Annotated in this window: 25 protein-coding genes; 19 read left to right on the top strand and 6 right to left on the bottom strand. The window is 36.6% G+C overall.

The window, feature by feature from the left end:
• Positions 1 to 57 precede the first annotated feature (57 nt).
• From ahcY to CY0110_RS03520, 3 genes are all read left to right on the top strand, one after another.
• The gene (gene ahcY, locus CY0110_RS03510) at positions 58 to 1335 is read left to right on the top strand and encodes an adenosylhomocysteinase (RefSeq protein ID WP_008273905.1); all 1278 of its coding nucleotides are present in this window, start codon (positions 58 to 60) and stop codon (positions 1333 to 1335) included.
• Positions 1336 to 1490: 155 nt separating this feature from the next.
• Positions 1491 to 2114 carry an exopolysaccharide biosynthesis protein gene (locus CY0110_RS03515; protein ID WP_008273906.1) on the top strand — a complete coding sequence of 208 codons (624 nt, stop codon included), beginning with the start codon at positions 1491 to 1493 and terminating at the stop codon, positions 2112 to 2114.
• A 181-nt stretch (positions 2115 to 2295) separates the two neighbouring features.
• Positions 2296 to 3036 (top strand): class I SAM-dependent methyltransferase, encoded by a 741-nt coding sequence (locus tag CY0110_RS03520; RefSeq protein ID WP_008273907.1) that lies wholly within the window; start codon positions 2296 to 2298, stop codon positions 3034 to 3036.
• A gap of 115 nt (positions 3037 to 3151) precedes the next feature.
• Here CY0110_RS03520 and CY0110_RS03525 read toward each other — a convergent pair whose 3' ends face one another.
• On the bottom strand, positions 3152 to 3523 hold the full coding sequence (locus CY0110_RS03525; protein WP_008273908.1) for a hypothetical protein: 372 nt from the start codon (positions 3521 to 3523) through the stop codon (positions 3152 to 3154).
• A 106-nt stretch (positions 3524 to 3629) separates the two neighbouring features.
• On the opposite strand from CY0110_RS03525, the gene menB reads away from it, so the two are divergent.
• Positions 3630 to 4463: a 1,4-dihydroxy-2-naphthoyl-CoA synthase gene (gene menB, locus CY0110_RS03530; protein ID WP_008273909.1), complete on the top strand. Its 834-nt coding sequence runs from the start codon at positions 3630 to 3632 to the stop codon at positions 4461 to 4463.
• Between the two features lie 16 nt (positions 4464 to 4479).
• Here the strand turns inward: menB and CY0110_RS03535 are convergent, their stop codons facing one another.
• Positions 4480 to 4731: a helix-turn-helix domain-containing protein gene (locus CY0110_RS03535; RefSeq protein WP_008273910.1), complete on the bottom strand. Its 252-nt coding sequence runs from the start codon at positions 4729 to 4731 to the stop codon at positions 4480 to 4482.
• A gap of 189 nt (positions 4732 to 4920) precedes the next feature.
• On the opposite strand from CY0110_RS03535, the gene trpD reads away from it, so the two are divergent.
• The 3 genes from trpD (at position 4921) to CY0110_RS03550 (ending at position 7569) form a co-directional block, all read left to right on the top strand.
• Positions 4921 to 5970, top strand: a complete 1050-nt coding sequence (trpD, locus tag CY0110_RS03540) for an anthranilate phosphoribosyltransferase (RefSeq protein WP_035798455.1) — start codon at positions 4921 to 4923, stop codon at positions 5968 to 5970.
• Positions 5971 to 5978: 8 nt separating this feature from the next.
• Complete coding sequence (locus CY0110_RS03545) at positions 5979 to 6308, top strand: hypothetical protein (protein ID WP_008273912.1); 330 nt, start codon at positions 5979 to 5981, stop codon at positions 6306 to 6308.
• Between the two features lie 220 nt (positions 6309 to 6528).
• A complete protein-coding gene (locus CY0110_RS03550) occupies positions 6529 to 7569 on the top strand; it encodes an AI-2E family transporter (protein ID WP_008273913.1) in 1041 nt (346 codons plus the stop codon).
• A gap of 190 nt (positions 7570 to 7759) precedes the next feature.
• Here the strand turns inward: CY0110_RS03550 and CY0110_RS03555 are convergent, their stop codons facing one another.
• Together CY0110_RS03555 and CY0110_RS03560 are read right to left on the bottom strand one after the other, a co-directional pair.
• A complete protein-coding gene (locus CY0110_RS03555; protein ID WP_008273914.1) occupies positions 7760 to 8068 on the bottom strand; it encodes a hypothetical protein in 309 nt (102 codons plus the stop codon).
• Positions 8069 to 8251: 183 nt separating this feature from the next.
• Positions 8252 to 9013, bottom strand: a complete 762-nt coding sequence (locus CY0110_RS03560; protein ID WP_008273915.1) for a COP23 domain-containing protein — start codon at positions 9011 to 9013, stop codon at positions 8252 to 8254.
• Between the two features lie 393 nt (positions 9014 to 9406).
• On the opposite strand from CY0110_RS03560, the gene CY0110_RS03565 reads away from it, so the two are divergent.
• From CY0110_RS03565 to csaB, 5 genes are all read left to right on the top strand, one after another.
• Complete coding sequence (locus CY0110_RS03565) at positions 9407 to 10066, top strand: DUF2301 domain-containing membrane protein (protein WP_008273916.1); 660 nt, start codon at positions 9407 to 9409, stop codon at positions 10064 to 10066.
• A 10-nt stretch (positions 10067 to 10076) separates the two neighbouring features.
• Entirely contained in the window at positions 10077 to 10754 is a 678-nt protein-coding gene (locus CY0110_RS03570) for an ElyC/SanA/YdcF family protein (protein ID WP_008273917.1), read from the top strand.
• A gap of 44 nt (positions 10755 to 10798) precedes the next feature.
• Positions 10799 to 11749, top strand: a complete 951-nt coding sequence (locus CY0110_RS03575) for an arsenic resistance protein (protein ID WP_035798461.1) — start codon at positions 10799 to 10801, stop codon at positions 11747 to 11749.
• 169 nt (positions 11750 to 11918) lie between these two features.
• A complete protein-coding gene (locus CY0110_RS03580; protein ID WP_008273919.1) occupies positions 11919 to 12455 on the top strand; it encodes a DUF421 domain-containing protein in 537 nt (178 codons plus the stop codon).
• Positions 12456 to 12591: 136 nt separating this feature from the next.
• Positions 12592 to 13632, top strand: coding sequence for a polysaccharide pyruvyl transferase CsaB (csaB, locus tag CY0110_RS03585; RefSeq protein WP_008273920.1), 1041 nt, complete (start codon positions 12592 to 12594; stop codon positions 13630 to 13632).
• Positions 13633 to 13704: 72 nt separating this feature from the next.
• Here the strand turns inward: csaB and pgr5 are convergent, their stop codons facing one another.
• Together pgr5 and psb34 are read right to left on the bottom strand one after the other, a co-directional pair.
• A complete protein-coding gene (gene pgr5 / locus CY0110_RS03590; protein WP_035798421.1) occupies positions 13705 to 13902 on the bottom strand; it encodes a cyclic electron transport protein PGR5 in 198 nt (65 codons plus the stop codon).
• 55 nt (positions 13903 to 13957) lie between these two features.
• Entirely contained in the window at positions 13958 to 14128 is a 171-nt protein-coding gene (gene psb34 / locus CY0110_RS29800) for a photosystem II assembly protein Psb34 (protein WP_008273922.1), read from the bottom strand.
• Positions 14129 to 14607: 479 nt separating this feature from the next.
• On the opposite strand from psb34, the gene CY0110_RS03600 reads away from it, so the two are divergent.
• The 7 genes from CY0110_RS03600 (at position 14608) to CY0110_RS29805 (ending at position 17811) form a co-directional block, all read left to right on the top strand.
• Entirely contained in the window at positions 14608 to 14838 is a 231-nt protein-coding gene (locus tag CY0110_RS03600; RefSeq protein WP_008273923.1) for a hypothetical protein, read from the top strand.
• Between the two features lie 20 nt (positions 14839 to 14858).
• On the top strand, positions 14859 to 15302 hold the full coding sequence (locus CY0110_RS03605) for a hypothetical protein (protein WP_008273924.1): 444 nt from the start codon (positions 14859 to 14861) through the stop codon (positions 15300 to 15302).
• A 4-nt stretch (positions 15303 to 15306) separates the two neighbouring features.
• A complete protein-coding gene (locus tag CY0110_RS03610) occupies positions 15307 to 15642 on the top strand; it encodes a Nif11-like leader peptide family natural product precursor (protein ID WP_008273925.1) in 336 nt (111 codons plus the stop codon).
• 44 nt (positions 15643 to 15686) lie between these two features.
• Positions 15687 to 15986, top strand: coding sequence for a Nif11-like leader peptide family natural product precursor (locus CY0110_RS03615; RefSeq protein WP_008273926.1), 300 nt, complete (start codon positions 15687 to 15689; stop codon positions 15984 to 15986).
• Positions 15987 to 16152: 166 nt separating this feature from the next.
• Positions 16153 to 17415, top strand: coding sequence for a nif11-class peptide radical SAM maturase 3 (locus CY0110_RS03620; RefSeq protein WP_008273927.1), 1263 nt, complete (start codon positions 16153 to 16155; stop codon positions 17413 to 17415).
• 18 nt (positions 17416 to 17433) lie between these two features.
• Positions 17434 to 17586 (top strand): hypothetical protein, encoded by a 153-nt coding sequence (locus tag CY0110_RS30315; protein ID WP_008273928.1) that lies wholly within the window; start codon positions 17434 to 17436, stop codon positions 17584 to 17586.
• A 63-nt stretch (positions 17587 to 17649) separates the two neighbouring features.
• The gene (locus CY0110_RS29805) at positions 17650 to 17811 is read left to right on the top strand and encodes a hypothetical protein (RefSeq protein ID WP_008273929.1); all 162 of its coding nucleotides are present in this window, start codon (positions 17650 to 17652) and stop codon (positions 17809 to 17811) included.
• Positions 17812 to 17893: the final 82 nt, after the last annotated feature.

Raw genomic sequence — 17893 nt, forward strand, 5'->3', positions numbered from 1 at the left:
AATCTTGCGTTAAACTGGCCTGTTAGCACATCATTTTGATTAAGGACAACTTCTCCTATGGTTGCAACTCCAACTAAAGCTAAATACGACATTAAAGATATAAATCTTGCCCCTCAAGGAAAACAACGCATTGAATGGGCTGCTCGCGAAATGCCTGTTGTGCGCCAACTTCAAGAACGTTTTGCTAAAGAAAAGCCTTTAGAAGGTATTCGTGTCACCGCTTGTTGTCACGTTACCACCGAAACCGCTAATTTAGCGATCGCTCTCAAAGCAGCCGGTGCAGATGCGCTACTTATTGCTAGTAACCCTCTGTCTACTCAAGACGATGTGGCTGCTTGTTTAGTGGCTGATTATGATATCCCTGTCTATGCTATCAAAGGGGAAGATAACGCGACTTATCATCGTCATGTTCAAACTGCCCTAGACCATCGACCCAATATTATCATTGACGATGGTAGTGATGTCGTTGCGACTTTGATCAAAGAGCGTCAACATCAGATGGAAGACATTATCGGTACTACCGAAGAAACCACCACTGGTATTGTTCGTCTTGTGGCGATGTTAAAGGATGGGGTTCTTACCTTCCCTGCTATGAATGTCAACGATGCTGATACAAAACACTTCTTTGATAACCGCTACGGAACCGGTCAATCTACCCTTGATGGTATTATCCGCGCTACTAACGTTCTCTTGGCAGGTAAAGTGGCTGTAGTCGCTGGTTATGGCTGGTGTGGTAAAGGGGTAGCGATGCGCGCTCGTGGCCTTGGTGCTAATGTTATTGTGACTGAAATTGACCCTGTAAGAGCGATAGAAGCTGCAATGGATGGTTTCCGTGTGATGCCTATGTCTGAAGCAGCTAAGCAAGGAGATGTTTTTGTTACTGTAACTGGCAATAAGCACGTTATCCGTCCCGAACATTTTGAAGTGATGAAAGATGGTGCAATGGTTTGTAACTCTGGTCACTTTGATATTGAAATTGATTTAAAATCTTTAGGGGCAAAAGCCACTGAAGTAAAAGAAGTTCGTAACTTTACTCAAAAATATACCTTACCCAATGGTAAAGCCATTGTTGTTCTCGGAGAAGGTCGTTTAATCAACTTGGCTGCTGCTGAGGGACACCCCAGCGCAGTAATGGATATGAGTTTCGCTAACCAAGCTCTTGCTTGCGAATATTTAGTACAAAATAAAGGCAAATTAGAACCCGGTATTTACAATATTCCTAAAGAACTCGATCAAGAAATTGCCAGCTTAAAACTTAAAGCAATGGGCATTGAAATTGATACTTTAACCCCTGAACAAGACGAATATATCAATTCTTGGACTGTTGGAACTTAATTCCTCATCATATGGAAGACAAGGGGCTATTTATCAGAAGTCTTTTGTCGGTGACGGTTAATTTTTCAAATCTTGTTGGGTAGGTTATTCCTACCCCTTTTTTTATGTGGTATATTGATCTTCAATCTTTTTTTTAATCTCTCAATAAAAGCATTATGGCAAAATTATCAGTAGAATTAAATCGTTATTTTTTTGAGGAGGAACGCTCCTCAGATGTAAAATTAATTGATATTTTAGAGTTGGCTGGAGAACGGGTTTTTGGTTTTTTATTCGTTATTTTGGCGTTACCTTCTGCCTTACCAGTGCCGGCACCTGGTTATTCTATTCCCTTTGGAATTTTAATGTTTTTATTGGCTATTCAATTGATTGCAGGAGCAAAAATTCCTTGGCTTCCTGAAAGGATGATGAAAGGCTCAATGAAGTTAAAAACGGTTCAAGCTTTTATTAAAAAAGGGAATCCTTGGTTACAAAGAATTGAAGCATTAACCCGTCCAAGAATGACTTATATTTGTACCAGTATTCCTGGCAGAATTATTATTGGTATTGCTATTGCTTTAATGTCAATTTCTATGATGATTCCTATTCCTGGAACTAATACTTTACCTGCGATCGGGATTTTTGTAACGGCTTTTGGACTTCAAGAAGATGACGGGTTTATTAGTTTGGGAGGCTTGGTTATTTGTTGTCTTGCTGCCATTCTTTCTACTTCTATTATTATGGTAGCTATTTGGGGCGGAACTAGCTTAGTCGATATAATTAAAGAATCCTTAGGTCGCTAAAAGGAACCTAATTAATGATAGTTTGGTTAAGAATTTAGGAGTCAGGAGTCAGGAGTTTCTTGCTCCCCTTCGGCTCTAGCGAACAGGAGTCACAATATTTAATATATCAGTTTATTTTGATATTTGTCTTCTGATTTTTTTATAAAAATTAACATTGATTTTAATTAAAATAGATAATGTTATGAAAAATTCAATTCAAAATCATTATCAAAACTTAGCTAGTCAATATGATAAGTTTTGGGGTGATTCTTCTCAGTTTATTAATTTTTTGACTCAAGCAATTATTGAAAATTTACAATTAAAACCTACAGATATTTTAGTAGACTTGGGATGTGGTACAGGAATTTATAGTAAGGAAATTCGAGCGCAAATTAACCTAAAAAATAAAATTATTTGTGTTGATCCTTCTGATAAAATGCTAGAAAAAATACCAAATAATAGTTATTATCAAACAGTAGTTAAAGATGCTGTAGAATTTGCTAATGAGCCTGGAAACTATGATAAAATTTTAATCAAAGAAATGATTCATCATATCGATAATAAAGAAAAACTTTTAAAAGGATTATTTTATCGATTAAATAAACAAGGAATATTATTAATTATTTTACTTCCTCCTACTATTGAATATCCTTTATTTAAACAAGCATTATCCGTTTATGAATCCGTACAACCTCACTATAATGATTTAGTTAATCTCTGTGAAAATATTGGTTTTAAAACAAAAGTAAACTTTATAGATTATAATGTTTCTATCTCCAAAGAAAAGTATTTTAACATGGTTAAAAATAGATATATGTCCTTATTATCAAGATTTAACGATGAAGAACTTGAGCAAGGATTAATAGAAATGAGAGAAAACTATACTAATGTCTCTAATTTGGAATTTTGCGATCGCTTTGTTTTTCTAGTAGCTAAAAAATAAAATTATATTTATCTGATTTCAAACCCTTTGAGAAAAAAATTTATCTGAAGCCAAACGAGATTATTATCAAGAATCAAAAAACATATTATAAACATACTCAGAATTAAAGTTAAGCTTACAACCAATTATATCCTCCTTTTCGGGGTAACTCTTCCTCAAAATCACACGCAGCAACAACTTTATAGTTGAGTGACCAAAGAGATTCTAAAAAGTGGGATAAAGTCTCTATATAAACTTTTTGGTCTGTATCTTTTAATGGTTCTATATCTAAAAAAAAACGATAGTAAAGAAATCCATCAGGAAATTCCTCTCTTTGATTCTCATCAAAATCATCATTAGTTCTAACGCTAATTTTAGCAATAGAAGTTTCAATTTCTCGTCGAGATACTTTACCATTAATTAATTTAGCAATCAGTGGCAATAACTGTTCTCTATTAATATCAGTATCAAGAAATACTTTACAGTAAAGATTATTATACTTGTTCATCGGATTAACCTCTATTATGGTAAAGGAATCGAAAGTTAGTTTAAGCTCTAATTTTGTAACTCAGATCATGGTTTAATGGACTATTGATGCTATTTTGCCCTAACCGATGGAAATAACCTGGCAAATTGCCAAAACTTACGAAGATATTTTGTATCATAAAGCCGATGGGATCGCCAAAATTACCATTAACCGTCCCCACAAACGCAACGCCTTTCGTCCTAAAACTGTCTTTGAATTATATGATGCCTTCTGTGATGCGAGAGAAGATAGTAACATTGGGGTTATTTTACTTACCGGTGCCGGACCTCATACCGATGGAAAATATGCCTTTTGCTCTGGTGGGGATCAAAGTGTGCGGGGCCAAGCCGGATATATAGACGATGCAGGGGTTCCCCGTTTAAATGTGCTAGACTTACAAAGATTAATCCGATCGCTTCCTAAAGTGGTTATTGCCTTGGTAGCTGGATATGCGATCGGTGGTGGCCATGTCTTACATTTAATCTGTGATCTCACCATTGCTGCCGATAACGCCATTTTTGGGCAAACTGGTCCAAAAGTGGGTAGTTTTGACGGTGGCTTTGGAGCCAGTTATTTAGCTCGTATTGTAGGACAAAAAAAAGCGAGAGAGATATGGTTTCTTTGTCGTCAGTATAACGCCCAAGAAGCCTTAGACATGGGATTAGTTAATTGTATTGTTCCCGTAGACCAATTAGAAGCAGAAGGGGTTCAATGGGCAACAGAAATTTTAGCCAAGAGTCCTATTGCCATTCGTTGTCTCAAAGCTGCTTTTAATGCTGACTGTGACGGACAAGCAGGGTTACAAGAATTAGCAGGCAATGCTACCTTACTCTACTATATGACAGAAGAAGGAGCAGAAGGAAAACAAGCCTTTTTAGAGAAGCGTCCCCCTAATTTTCGGCAATATCCCTGGTTACCCTAAAATCATTTTGCGATATTTAGATAAGGTCAACCACATCTTCCAAGTTCAAACCCAAAACCTCGACAATGCTAATAGCGTTCTCAATTTCCACCGCTTTTCCCCGAAAAAATCGTTCAATGGTACTGCGAGATACCTTAAAATTTAAGATTTCTTCAATGTCTTCATAGGTGATACGTTTACCACCCTTTTGCTTTTGTGCTTCTCTAAGTTTACGTTTTCCAGTCTCTGTGACTGCAATACTTCTTCGGGACTTGTGCGCTGGTGTCATAGGGATCAATATCGACTCTCTATGCTTAGTATTCCCGTTTAATTTGCTAATATTTTCATGGCCTCAATTTGAGTTAGCCCAAAATGGGGTATGGTGAAATCAGTGACCAGTTGTCAGTTATCAGTTACCAGTTATCAGGTGAATTTATCGGTCACTATTCACTGTTCATTGTTCATTGTTCACTGTTTAATGGTCACTCAAAATTCTTTAGAATTTACACAAAATTTATTGCAACAACTGCTTGATGGTCAGTCTTTATCCCAAACCCAAGCAGGCCAACTGATGCAGGAGTGGTTGAACGAAGCCATTCCCCCTGTGTTATCTGGGGCTATTTTAGTCACCCTTCAAGCAAAAGGAGTCTCGGCCGATGAATTAGCAGGAATGGCCCAAGTGTTGCAACAACAGTCTATGCAAGAGACACCCATCTCTCATGATGTTCCTGTTATCGATACCTGTGGAACTGGAGGAGATGGAGCTTCTACCTTTAATATTTCTACGGCGGTGGCTTTTATTGCTGCTGCAGCCGGGGTAAAAGTGGCAAAACATGGAAACCGTTCGGCTTCGAGTAAAGTGGGTTCTGCCGATGTTTTAGAATATTTAGGGGTTCAACTCTCAGCTAATCCCCAAAAAGTCGCCGAAGCGTTAGAAAAAGTGGGGATTACCTTCTTATTCGCCCCCGGTTGGCATCCTGCCATGAAGCACGTTGCGCCGTTACGAAAAACCCTGAAAGTTCGGACTATTTTTAACTTATTAGGACCTTTAGTCAACCCCTTACGTCCCACAGGTCAAATTATTGGGGTTTATCATCCTCAGTTTATTAGTCCCGTGGCTCAAGCTTTAAATCAATTGGGAATTTCCCAAGCAATGGTATTACATGGCCGCGAAACCCTAGATGAAGCGGGACTAGGAGACATTACCGATGTGGCTTTTTTGAAAGACGGCGAAGTTAGTTTAGGAGAAATTAACCCCAAAGCATTAGGGTTAACATCTGCTCCTCTAACCGCTTTAAAAGGGGGAAATGTCGAAGAAAATGCGACTATTTTAACTAACGTTTTGCAGGGGAAAGGAACACAAGCGCAACAGGATGCAGTGGCTTTAAATGCAGCTTTAGCTTTACAAGTGGGTAATATTGTTCCTTGGCAAGATCATCAAAAAGCGGTAGAAACGGCTAAAGATATCCTAAAAAGTGGAACTGCTTGGGATAAGTTAACTCGGTTAGTGGAATTTTTGCAGGATTAAAAATATCTATGCGTCCTTTAACAGAGAACGAGTTCAAATATGAAATATTTGGTTCTGCCTTTAATGCTGAAAATGTTCTTTACTCACCTTCCGGAAAATGGGGACTGATGACTTCTCATGAATATTACGGTTTACTTGGTGGTACTCATGAGTTTATGGATAAAATTCGTCGGATAATCCCAAATCTTGATGAGCAAGTATATGGTTTTCTAAAGCTTTGGCAACAGCATAAAGCTAATAATATTGGGGCTAAAACAGACTGGTTATCAGGATTGTTGACACAAATCTATGATAAAGAAACAGCATTAAAAATATTACGAAAAGTAGACTTGCCGTAAAAATGGTTAAGCTTTGTCTATTGTGTTATATGCTTAAGATTGGTGTTAATTTTTTATTGACTTGTTTAATCTCATTGATGTCTTTATTATCTACCTTTTGGATGATGTGAAAATAATCTAATAATGATAGTAGTATTAATTGTCTAAAACAATTTAGTTTTTTCAGTCAGCTTTTATAACAATCAAAATAACTTTTTGATCAAATAAAGTAGGTAATATTTTGTATTTCAGTAACTTTGTAGGTGTAATTGCGCTACTAATCGCCATTTATATTTTATGGCAAATTCGCTTTATTATTCTGCTGACGTTTGCTGCTGTCGCCTTGGCAACGGCAATTAATTATTTAGTTCAGTTATTGATGAAGTTAGGGATAAAAAAGCGTGGTGTAGCAATTTTTGTGGCTTTATTCCTACTTGCATTAATATTTGCAGTGTTTCTGTGGTTAATTTTTCCGCCTTTTATCGACCAGGTACAACAATCCCTTTACTTATTACCTCTGGTTGTAGATAAGATTGGGGTTTGGTTGATGTGGTTGCAAGAAACAGTCCCAGAACAGCTTGTCGGAGAAATTCAAAAGCTAGAAAATCTGACTCGCGATTTACCTGGCATTGCCACCCAGCTTGTTGGCAATTTCTATAGTATTTTTTCAGGTTCGTTGGGTGTTCTGTTAAATATTTTGCTGGTGACGGTGGTAATGATTATGCTACTTGCCAGTCCTCGACCTTATATACGCTTATTTCTCGCTTTTTTCCCATCTTTTTATCGCCGTCGTGCTGCCAAAATTCTCAAAAAAAGCGAAATTGCTTTAGTGGGGTGGACTAAGGGAATTTTGTTTAATATGCTGGTTATTACGCTTCTTAGCTGGTTGGGATTGACAATTCTGCAAGTCAAACTTTCTCTAGCTAATGCGCTTTTGGCTGGCTTATTAACCTTTATTCCAAATTTAGGTCCTGCTTTAAGCTGTATTCCTCCAATCGTTCTGGCTTTAATCGATGCACCTTGGAAAGCGTTAGCTGTATTGATACTTTATATTCTGATTCAACAGGCAGAAAGTAATATCTTGACTCCTTTAGTAATGAAGCAGCAAGTATCTTTATTACCAGCCGTTACCTTACTAGCTCAAGCCTCATTTGCCATCTTTTTTGGTTTTATTGGTTTATTTTTGGCATTACCATTAGCTGTGGTGGCTCAGGTATGGATTGAAGAGGTCTTAATTCAAGACATTTTAAGCAACTGGAATAAAAAAAAGCGATCACATTAAGAATGTTTGCTACAAAAGACCGCAGGGGGGTTGGGAGCGCAGGAGCAGGGAGAGAATTTATTGATAGCATTCCTATTTCCACTTCATATTAATTAACGTGAATAACGTGAATTTGGAATAAGCTTAAAAAAGCACTCATGCACTCAGTATTTCAGCTGATAGCTGATAGCTAGTTAAATTATCAAGTTTTTTATTTTTTGTCTTTTCCTGGTACATCGGTCGTTATTTTCAGATGAGCGACGTTAACCACACCAACAGCAACTTCTAGAGTAACTCTCTCACCATTAAGATTTTTTTCCCTTACTTTTTCTCCAGCTACTTGTAAAATATCCAAAGCTTGGTCAACGGCTGTTTGAATTGCCTCTTCGGTAACTTCTTCTGCTTTATCATTGGCGATATTAGAAACTTGATGAGCCACTTTTTTGCCTGTTTTTTCGACGGTATTAGCAACATTATTCATTAGTTTCTGGCTTTGTTGAGGAATATTTTCTAAGTTCATTATTCAAATTGATTACGCTTAAATTCAATATACCTAGTCAACTCTTCAAATTCATCACCCTTTAGATAGTTATGATAATTCTAAATAAAAAATTGCAAAAAAAATAGAGAGTAGTAGCATACTAACTCTCTAGCAAATAAGGGAAAGAATATATCTATTGAATGTCTTTCCCTGCAGGTAAACCTACTCAACAATAGGAGGAAGTTTGGCGGGATCTTCTTCTAAACCACCAATTGCTGGAGAAATAGAATTATTGAACTGAGCAAGGGTTCTTTGCGCTTCAGCAAAGGTTAATCCGTTTTCAGGCTTCAATGTGAAGACAACGTTATCAGTAGAAACGTTTTCAGGATCGTAGGACATAAAGATAACTCTTTCTCCATTAACGATACCTGTGGCCATTCTTTCACTGAATGCTTGTGCAACACCTACAGGAGTGGTTTCACCAAAGGCGTAGGCGAGATTGGTTAAACGCGCACTGATGGTTTCACAACGGCTTTGAGGAGTGTATACTCCGTCAGGATGATTAGAGGGACGATCTTCTGTCCATAGAATCATGGGTTGTCCAGTTAATTCACCCAATGCGATGTACTGAGTAGAAACATCCTCGCGTGAATAAACGCCACCACTATAAGGGTTATGAGGATCAAAAGTGCTACCAACAGGTGCAGCTTTTGCAGGATTAAAGGTGATTTCTACTACCTTTTCTTCAGTGGCATAAGAGCCATCTGCTTGAGGTACACATTCAAAAGCTACTTTACGGATGGTACGCTCAAAAGCGCGAGGGCCAGGATTGCTGTCCCAATCAACAGGAGAAGTTGATCCTTCAGAAACCATGCGGGTTTCGGGATACTTAAAGTGTTGAGCTTGCGCTTCGGAAACAAATCCTAATGCACCAACAGCGGCTAATGTACCTAAAGCGATAAACTTAACTGAATTGTTAACCATTTTGACCTCCAAAGAGTGTAAGGAGCAGTGTTTTCATAACAAACTGCTGTGTTATTCAAATTGCCCTAAACATATTAGTTTATGGGACTTTCACTACCTCACACCACACTTTATAGGTCGCTAAATTGTTTCTCTCTGCCTAGCACCTTACTTATTACTATAATTATTCTAGCTCTTTTATTTTGTTCAGAATTGACATTCACAGCATTATTTTACAATTCGATATTTTACTGGCGAATCTTATCCATAAACTTCTATTTTTAAGGTATAATCTTATCTCAAATAATCAGAGAACCTATTAAATTTAATGTGAATTTTATAATTAAATAAAAAGTAGTTTCTTTTCTGCAAAAAAACGATACAATTTAATCGTCAAAATAATAGAAGAGAACGATGAAGACCACATCTGAACCCTTAGAAATTTATCAAGGACAATTTGGACAATATACTATTACCCCAGAAGACCTAAGAGAAGTGAAAATTTATCGCGCTGGATTAATATTGTCGGCCTTAAGTTTTGCTCTGGGAAGTGGCCTAATTTTAGTCAGAGGAGGCACTTCTTTAACTCTCACTTTACTCACTCCCCTATTTACCTTATTTTGCCTTGGTTTAGGCATTAGCTTAATAACTATTCATATTTACTTGATCCCTCTCCATCGTTTCTTACAAGTCTGTTGGGGGATTGGAATCATAACCGCCATAATTCTGTCTATATCTTGTCAAGAGCCATTAGGTTTGTGTGTTTACAAAACTCCACTTACTTTACTAGGGATAGGATTTGTTTTCGTTGCCTTAACCGGCATCTATTTTAAAGAGGCTTTTTGCTTCAATCGTCTCGAAACGAAATTATTAACCCCCTTAGTTCCCATCCTTTTATTAGGTCACTTATTCGGAATTTTATCTATGGAGGTAGAACAAGCTTTACTGGGAATCTGGACAGGTTTATTTATTATTTTTGCGTTACGGAAAGCTATTCAACCCTTAATTCCTGATATCGGAGATAAGTCCGTATTCACTTACCTCAAACAACAACAATCTGCCTCTGTTTCTTAATTGATCAATCATGCTGTTATCGCAACTTCCTAATCACAAATTTTGGGGATTACTTGAATATAAACCACAATGGACATTAACCCTCAGAGGATGGCTATTTTTTATTTTGGTACTAATTTTAGTCTTAATTAGTTTTAGCCTTTCTATTCATCCCTTTTTGAGGGTTTCTCGTCCTATAGATGCAGATGTTATGGTCATAGAGGGATGGGTTCCCGATATAACTATAGAAGGAGCGATCGCAGAGTTTCAAGATAAGAATTATCGTTTGATGATCACCACAGGTAATGAGATCGGACGGGGTAAATATTTAAGTGACTATAAAACCTTCGCTGACTTAGCAGCAGCAACAGCGATCGCTTTAGGATTAGATCCTAATCAAGTTGTTTCAGTTCCTAATAAAACTGTCTCTGTTAACCGAACCGCGGCCAGTGCGAAGGTCGTTAAACAATGGTTATTAGATTCAGATTTGAATATTAAGGCGATCAACATCTATTCCCATGATGTTCATACCCGTCGCAGTTGGTTAATCTTTAGAACTTTATTAAAACCTGAGATCAAAGTGGGAGCGATCGCTTTTTCCCCTTCTTATTCTGAGTCATGGTGGAAAACCAGTACAGGGGTAAAATCTATGATAATGGAAACCATTGCCTATTTTTATACTAAGCTGATTTGGTCAATGGAAAATTGATCTGTTTTGGTTTCAGGCTTCTAAATACAATGGAGGTTTCTGTCTTGAGTCGGCCTGAAAAGCTACAAATCTTATTAGTCATTGTTGCTATTTTTATTGGGCTAACATTGAAACACATTCATTGGTTCTCTGAAAATGGCGTGTATTTAATTGTTCCGGCTCTCATGGTGATGCTCTATGGAGTATTTTTGAATATTCCCTTTAATCGCTTAGCGAATGGATTTCAAAACTACAAAGTGACTGGACTGAGCTTAGCAATCAACTTTCTCTGGACTCCTATTTTTGCCTGGGGACTGGGAGCAATTTTTTTAAAAGATAACCCCGATCTTTGGGTAGGACTGATGATGTTGATAGTGACACCTTGTACAGACTGGTATCTTATCTTTACTAGCCTTGCTCAAGGGGATGTTGCTCTTGCTACTGCTCTTCTGCCGTGGAATCTGCTCTTACAAGTCATTCTTTTACCTGTGTATCTTTGGGTATTTGCTGGAAAACTGGTAAATATCAATGCAACGATGCTGCTTAAAAGTGTTATGTTGGTTTTTGTCGTGCCGATGATTTTGGCATTTATCTCAAAACGTCTAATCCAACCATACAATCGTATTGGACACTGCTTGATACATAAAATTGCTGCTAACCAATGGCTGTTTCTTTGTGTGGCTATCGCTGCTATGTTTGCTTCGCAAGGAGAAATTTTGATTAAACAATCAGAGTTACTACCAAAAATGCTGTTGCCGATCTCGATATTCTTCGTGATTAACTTTTGGCTAGGTCAAACTATTGGACGTTTCGCTCACTTTAGCTATGAAGAAACCGCTTGCTTTAACTGCACAACCCTGGCTCGTAATTCGCCCCTTTCCTTAGCGATCGCTACATCTGCATTTTCAGATCGTCCTTTGATTGCTCTGGTGTTAGTCATTGGTGCCTTGATCGAATTACCTATTCTGGTTGTGGTTTCACAGATATTACTCCTATTGCGACCTAGAACAAAATAGTTTTTAAACATATAATTTAGTTATTAATTTAGATAGAGTTAAGCAATATTCGCGATTTTTCTATAACTTTTGAGAAACTTCTTTCATTCTCAAGATAGATGCTTAAACGAGTATATTATCAGAACCTAGTAAAAGCATAAATATAGACAGCAAAAGGGATAAAGCCAATATGTTCAATAGTTTAAGTTATTTATTTAACACAGCCATTGTAGGAATTTTTGCTTATATTGGTGTCATCATTTTATTACGTATTTCTGGTAAACGAACATTATCAAAATGGAATTCGTTTGATTTCGTTGTGACCATTGCCTTTGGTTCCATTTTAGCGGCCATGCTTTTGTCATCAAGCACCTCTTTAGCTCAAGGTCTTGTTGGATTCGGTTTATTGGTACTTTTTCAATATCTTTTAACTTGGATAGCTGCGCGTTCTTCTGTTATACAAAAATTAATTAAAGCCAAACCAACCCTACTATTATATCAAGGAAAAATTATTGATTCTGCTATCAAAAATGAAAGAGTTAGTGAGGGAGAAATATTAGCTGCCATACGCGCTAATGGTATTTCAGCCATAGAAGATGTCGAAGCAGTTGTATTAGAAACTGATGGTAGCTTTAGTGTAATTAAGGAAAAAGCCAGCGACTCTGATTCTGCTTTTAAAGATGTTCAAGGTTATAATTCTGATCGATCTAAGGTAATTGTATCTTAAAGCGATCGCTTCTTTAAAACGAGCGTTTTTGCCTACGAAATCAATTCACCATTGTCTCAAAAAAAATTTATCTCGCAACTTGTAGAATTTGGGGTATTATGCTTATACCTCTGGTTTTTTAATAATTAGGATAAAAATGCGGGCAGTTATTAGTGGTTATTACGGCAAAGGAAATGGTGGAGACGAAGCCTTATTAATGTCGTTGTTGCAGATGTTACCCTCGGAAATTGAGCCAATTGTCCTCTCAGCTAATCCTCGTAAAACCCACGAACAATATGGAGTGAAAACTTGCCCTAATCGCTCTGCATTTCCTATCTTAGACACCCTAAAAAACTCTGATATTTTTATCTGGGGTGGGGGTAGTTTAATGCAGGATGTAACCAGTTTAGCGAGTCCTATTTATTATGCAGGATTGATGGCATTAGCTCAACAAAAAGGTTTAAAAACCATTGCTTGGGCGCAAGGAATTGGCCCATTAAATAATCCGTTTACTCGTTGGTTAACTCATCAAGTTTTATTAGGTTGCACTGCAGTTAGTGTTAGGGATTATAAGTCTGCTGAATTGTTATCAAAATGGCATATTAATCCCCTTATTGCCCCTGATCCTGTTTGGGCTTTAACGGCTAAATCAGTATCGGGTTTAGCAGATTTACCTGCCCCTAAAGTTGCTGTTAATTTACGGAGTCATCCACTGTTAACTTCTGAACGTTTAAAGATATTAACTCAAGCTTTAATTGATTTCCAAAAAGCCACTAATACTTGTCTTTTGTTAGTTCCTTTTCAATCGTCTCAAGATTTACAAATAGCCCGTTATATTGCAGGAAAATTGCCAGGAAATTATAAGATAATTCAATTAGAAAACCCTAGGGAATTAAAAGGGGTTTTTAAAGGGGTAGAAATGACTATCGGAATGCGTTTACATAGTTTAATTATGGCTGCTTCTGAAGAGTGTAAGTGTTTCGCCCTTAGTTATGATCCTAAAGTTAATCATTTAATGGAAGAAATAGAAATTCCTGGATGGAACTTAGATAAACTTCCGAGTGATCCTAATATTATTAGTACCGCTTGGTTAGAATATTTTGTTAATGGAGAACCGTTACTTAAAGAGCGGATTCAATCTTTGACTGATCGCGCTTTTATGCACCAAGATATTTTAAAAAAATTGATCATTAATTAATAAAAACCCCTGATGATAACACCAAGGGTAAGGCAGGAGAAATCCAATGCAATGGAAACTTTTTTGTCAGTATTAAGCCAGTAAACCTAATTTTTTACCATTATCTCTGGCAGTTCTGATCATATTTTGTCTAGCTGTTCTATCAATACCAACGCTTTCACAGAAATTAGTAATAGTTTGGGAGCGTACTTTTATTGCTTCACCCCGCAGCTTATTAAATTTTACTTTACCCATCTGATTACGTAATAAAACAACGATAGGCGCGAACATGATTAACATCCTTACTTATTAAGTCGTAAAAAATAACAGTTTTATTCTAGAAAAATTAGCTAACGAGAGTAACAACAACGCCTAAACCAACAATGAATAATGCTGCGAAGACACCTTGTACTAAGTAACCCCGTTGCTGCTTTTGTGTCGGATAAACTGCGTAATACATATCGGGTTCATTAGCAAAGTTATTGAGAATGCCGTTTTCGTCACTGGTGGTGTACATGGTGTGTTCCTCGTTTATCCTTATGTAAATCAATGTAACAAATAATGTAAAGCTTTGTAAAGTATCTTTGACAAATAATTGTTAATACCTTTTATAAGGAAAAATTATCAGAGTAGGAGACACACCAAAACGTTTGAGGTGTGAACAACAAGGTATAAAATGACGAGCAAACCATTTACTTTTCAGAACAAATTCTTTGAATTGCTTCTTGATAATTAAGTTAATGTGTAGCGAGCCAAAAAAGTTATCAAATTCATTATCCTGTCTATTTATTGGCTGTTTTGAACACAGGATGAGTTAGTAGATGAGGTTAAAAATCCGTAAAATTATTAAACGACTCTAAAAAAAAGGAAATAATTTGTTTAGTTTATCCACAAAATATAGCTGAATTATCATTGACATTTTAGAGAATAATTTTCAAAATAAAATCAAGAACAAACTTGTTCTCATTCATTTGAAGATTTGAATAGGGTAACATTATGAACGAAAATTTTAGTAGACATTTAGGTGAAGTTAGCATTACTGATTTAGTTGAAGAATCAGTCGCTAATGCAGCCCAAAGAAAACAAGAATTCATGGAACATTCGTTAGAGGATATCAATGAAGAAGAAGCAAAATATATCGAGGGAGGACTAAGTTCTTCTTCACCTAAGAATTCTTTTCTTACTACATTAGGAATGATTATTCAAGAGCCTATTTTTCCTTCGTAATTTTAATGAAGAGATTATCAATGAAACATCATCAGTCTTCTGAAAAAACTTTATGTCCGAGTTCTAGACCAGAATTACCTGAAAGTGTTGCATTTGGTGTTGTGAGTGGAACCGTCGAAGAACCCCATGTTACTTATCTCAAAAAACCTCAACCTATAACCGAGGAATTAATCGTCTTAACTGCACCTGTAACACCAGCAGAAGTATTTCGTACAGCTAGTCCTTGTGCTACTAATAAATGTCAGCATTTTGATGGTAGTCACTGCCGTTTAGCTCAGCGAGTTGTTGAACAATTACCCCTAGTTGAAGATAAATTACCAGCTTGTCCGATCCGAAGAGATTGTCGCTGGTTTCAACAAGAAGGAAAAGCAGCTTGTATGCGTTGTCCTCAAGTCATTACTGATAATTACAACGCTTCGGAGTTAGTTCGTAAAGTATCAATGCCCACTGCTATTGGAGAATAACATCATGTCTGTTGAAAATGTCAAAGCCTTCTATCAAAGATTAGCCCAAGATGAGCAGTTTCGCTCTGAACTTGCCGAGGTAAAAAGTAAAGAAGAATGTAGCCAATTAGTACAAGAATATGGCTATCATTTTACTCAAGAAGAGTTTGAAAATTATACCTCTGAACTACTAGAATCTAGTCTCAATGAAGGTGAATTAAACGACCTTAATGAAAAGGAGCTAGAAGCTGTTTTTGGAGGAATTCGTCGTAAAATGCCTTCTCCTCCCATTCAAGCCTTGTATGGTGTGATTTGGCCGATTGAACCGCAACCTCTTTATGGTGTCATTATTGACCAATAAAATAACTTAAATATTCATATCTGAAGCAATAATGGGAGTCGGTAATGTCTTTATCTAATGTTCAACGTTTTTACCAAAGATTATCTCAAGATGAGACTTTTCGCGCTGGTCTTCAAACCGTAAAAAATAAAGAAGAATGTAGTCAATTTGTGAAAAAAGCTGGCTATGATTTCACCCAAGAAGAGTTGCAAAGTTACACGGCTGAACTTTTAGAAGTTAGTGAAAAGGAGTTCAAGTTACAAGACACTCTAGAAGAACTAAATGAAAAAGAACTAGCAGCCGTTTTTGGTGGACTAAGAATGAATCATGTAGCTATATATGGTTTGCCACCTAAATTATTTTAAATTTCTAGAATTTACTTTAGATATTTAAAATAGGTTCAGTGAAGGTTTGTTGTTGAAAACATTTCTTTTAAAAAATAGATTTATGTACAACAACAAACTGACCTTTTTCCATTAGTTTATTTTATACCAATCATTGATTTAATTAAGTCGTGGAGTTAAAGAAATTATGGCAGAATATCGTCGAATTAGTCATGCGGTTTGGGAAATTACCCTTAAATGTAATCTTGCTTGTCAACATTGTGGTTCTCGCGCTGGACAGAATAGAACCAAGGAACTTTCAACCGAAGAAGCACTCAATTTAGTGCAACAAATGGCGGAGGTTGGTATCACAGAAGTCACCTTAATTGGTGGAGAAGCTTTTTTACGTTCTGACTGGTTAGAAATTGCTCAAGCTATCACTAAAGCGGGGATGGTTTGTGGTATGACAACCGGCGGTTTTGGTATTACTTTAGACACCGCTCGCCGTATGAAAGAAGCAGGAATTAAAGTGGTTTCTGTTTCTGTTGATGGGTTAGAAAAAACCCATGACTATCAACGGGGAAAACCAGGGGCTTGGCAATGGGCGTTTAAAACCATGAAAAACCTAAAAGAAGCCGGGATTACTTTTGGTTGTAATACTCAAATTAATCGTCTTTCTGCTCCAGAATTTCCATTACTTTATGAACGTCTTCGAGATGCTGGAATTTCTGCTTGGCAAATTCAATTAACGGTTCCTATGGGTAGGGCTGCTGATAATAATCATATTCTTTTACAACCCTATGAATTATTAGATGTTTATCCCATGATTGCTAAAGTTGCCCAACGAGCAAAAGAAGAAGGAGTTCGTGTTCAAGCAGGTAATAACATTGGTTATTATGGACCTTATGAAAGATTACTACGTGGGGGTGATGCTTGGTCATTTTGGCAAGGCTGTAATGCTGGACTTTCTACCTTAGGAATTGAAGCCGATGGTGCTATTAAAGGCTGTCCTTCTTTGCCAACCTCTGCTTATACTGGGGGCAATATTCGCGATTATTCTTTGAGAACAATTATTGAAGAAACGGAAGAATTACGGTTTAATTTAGGGGCTGGAACCCCTCAAGGAACTGACCATCTTTGGGGTTTCTGTAAAACCTGTGAATTTGCAGAATTATGTCGAGGCGGTTGCAGTTGGACGGCTCATGTTTTCTTTGATAAAAGAGGTAATAATCCCTACTGTCATCATCGCGCTTTAACTCAGCAAAAAAAGGGTATCCGTGAACAGTTTTTTATCAAATATCAAGCCAAAGGTAATCCTTTTGATAATGGCGTATTTGAGTTAATAGAACAACCTTTTAATAGTCCCTTGCCAGAAGATGAATTACGCTTTACGGCTGATAAAATTCAATGGCCAGTTAGTTGGGCAATTGAGCAAGAGAAATCTTTATCTTTAGTTGGTGCTAATCACTAATTTTGAAGGAAATTTATTATGGAAAATAATATGATTCAATCTAACAAGGAATTAAATCAGCCCATTTTACCTCGTTCTACTTGGGTAAGTAATGTAGCTTATTTACGAGCTTTATTTAAAGCAAAAAAAGCTCTAGATAGGATTGAAAAAGAAGCAAAAATCATTAAATAGTAGTATTTTTTGATAATTGTTGATATTCAGTAAAAATAATTTCATAAGGAGCAATTTTAAATTATGTCTAGTGTTAAAATTAATGAATTAAATAACTCGGACACCTATATTTATGCAATTAATTGTGAAGAAATTAAACAGATTACAGGAGGTATTATCTTCTCAAAAATTTCTTTAACATTGTATAGTGGTGGAGAAGACGGAAAAGTTATTCATATCAAATAGTTAAGTACCTAAAGTTAATTAATTGCACACTCTAATTTCTTATAATGCTTATATAATAAGGGTTTGAGTCTAGCCAAATGTG

Source organism: Crocosphaera chwakensis CCY0110, assembly GCF_000169335.1.
Classification (GTDB): domain Bacteria; phylum Cyanobacteriota; class Cyanobacteriia; order Cyanobacteriales; family Microcystaceae; genus Crocosphaera; species Crocosphaera chwakensis.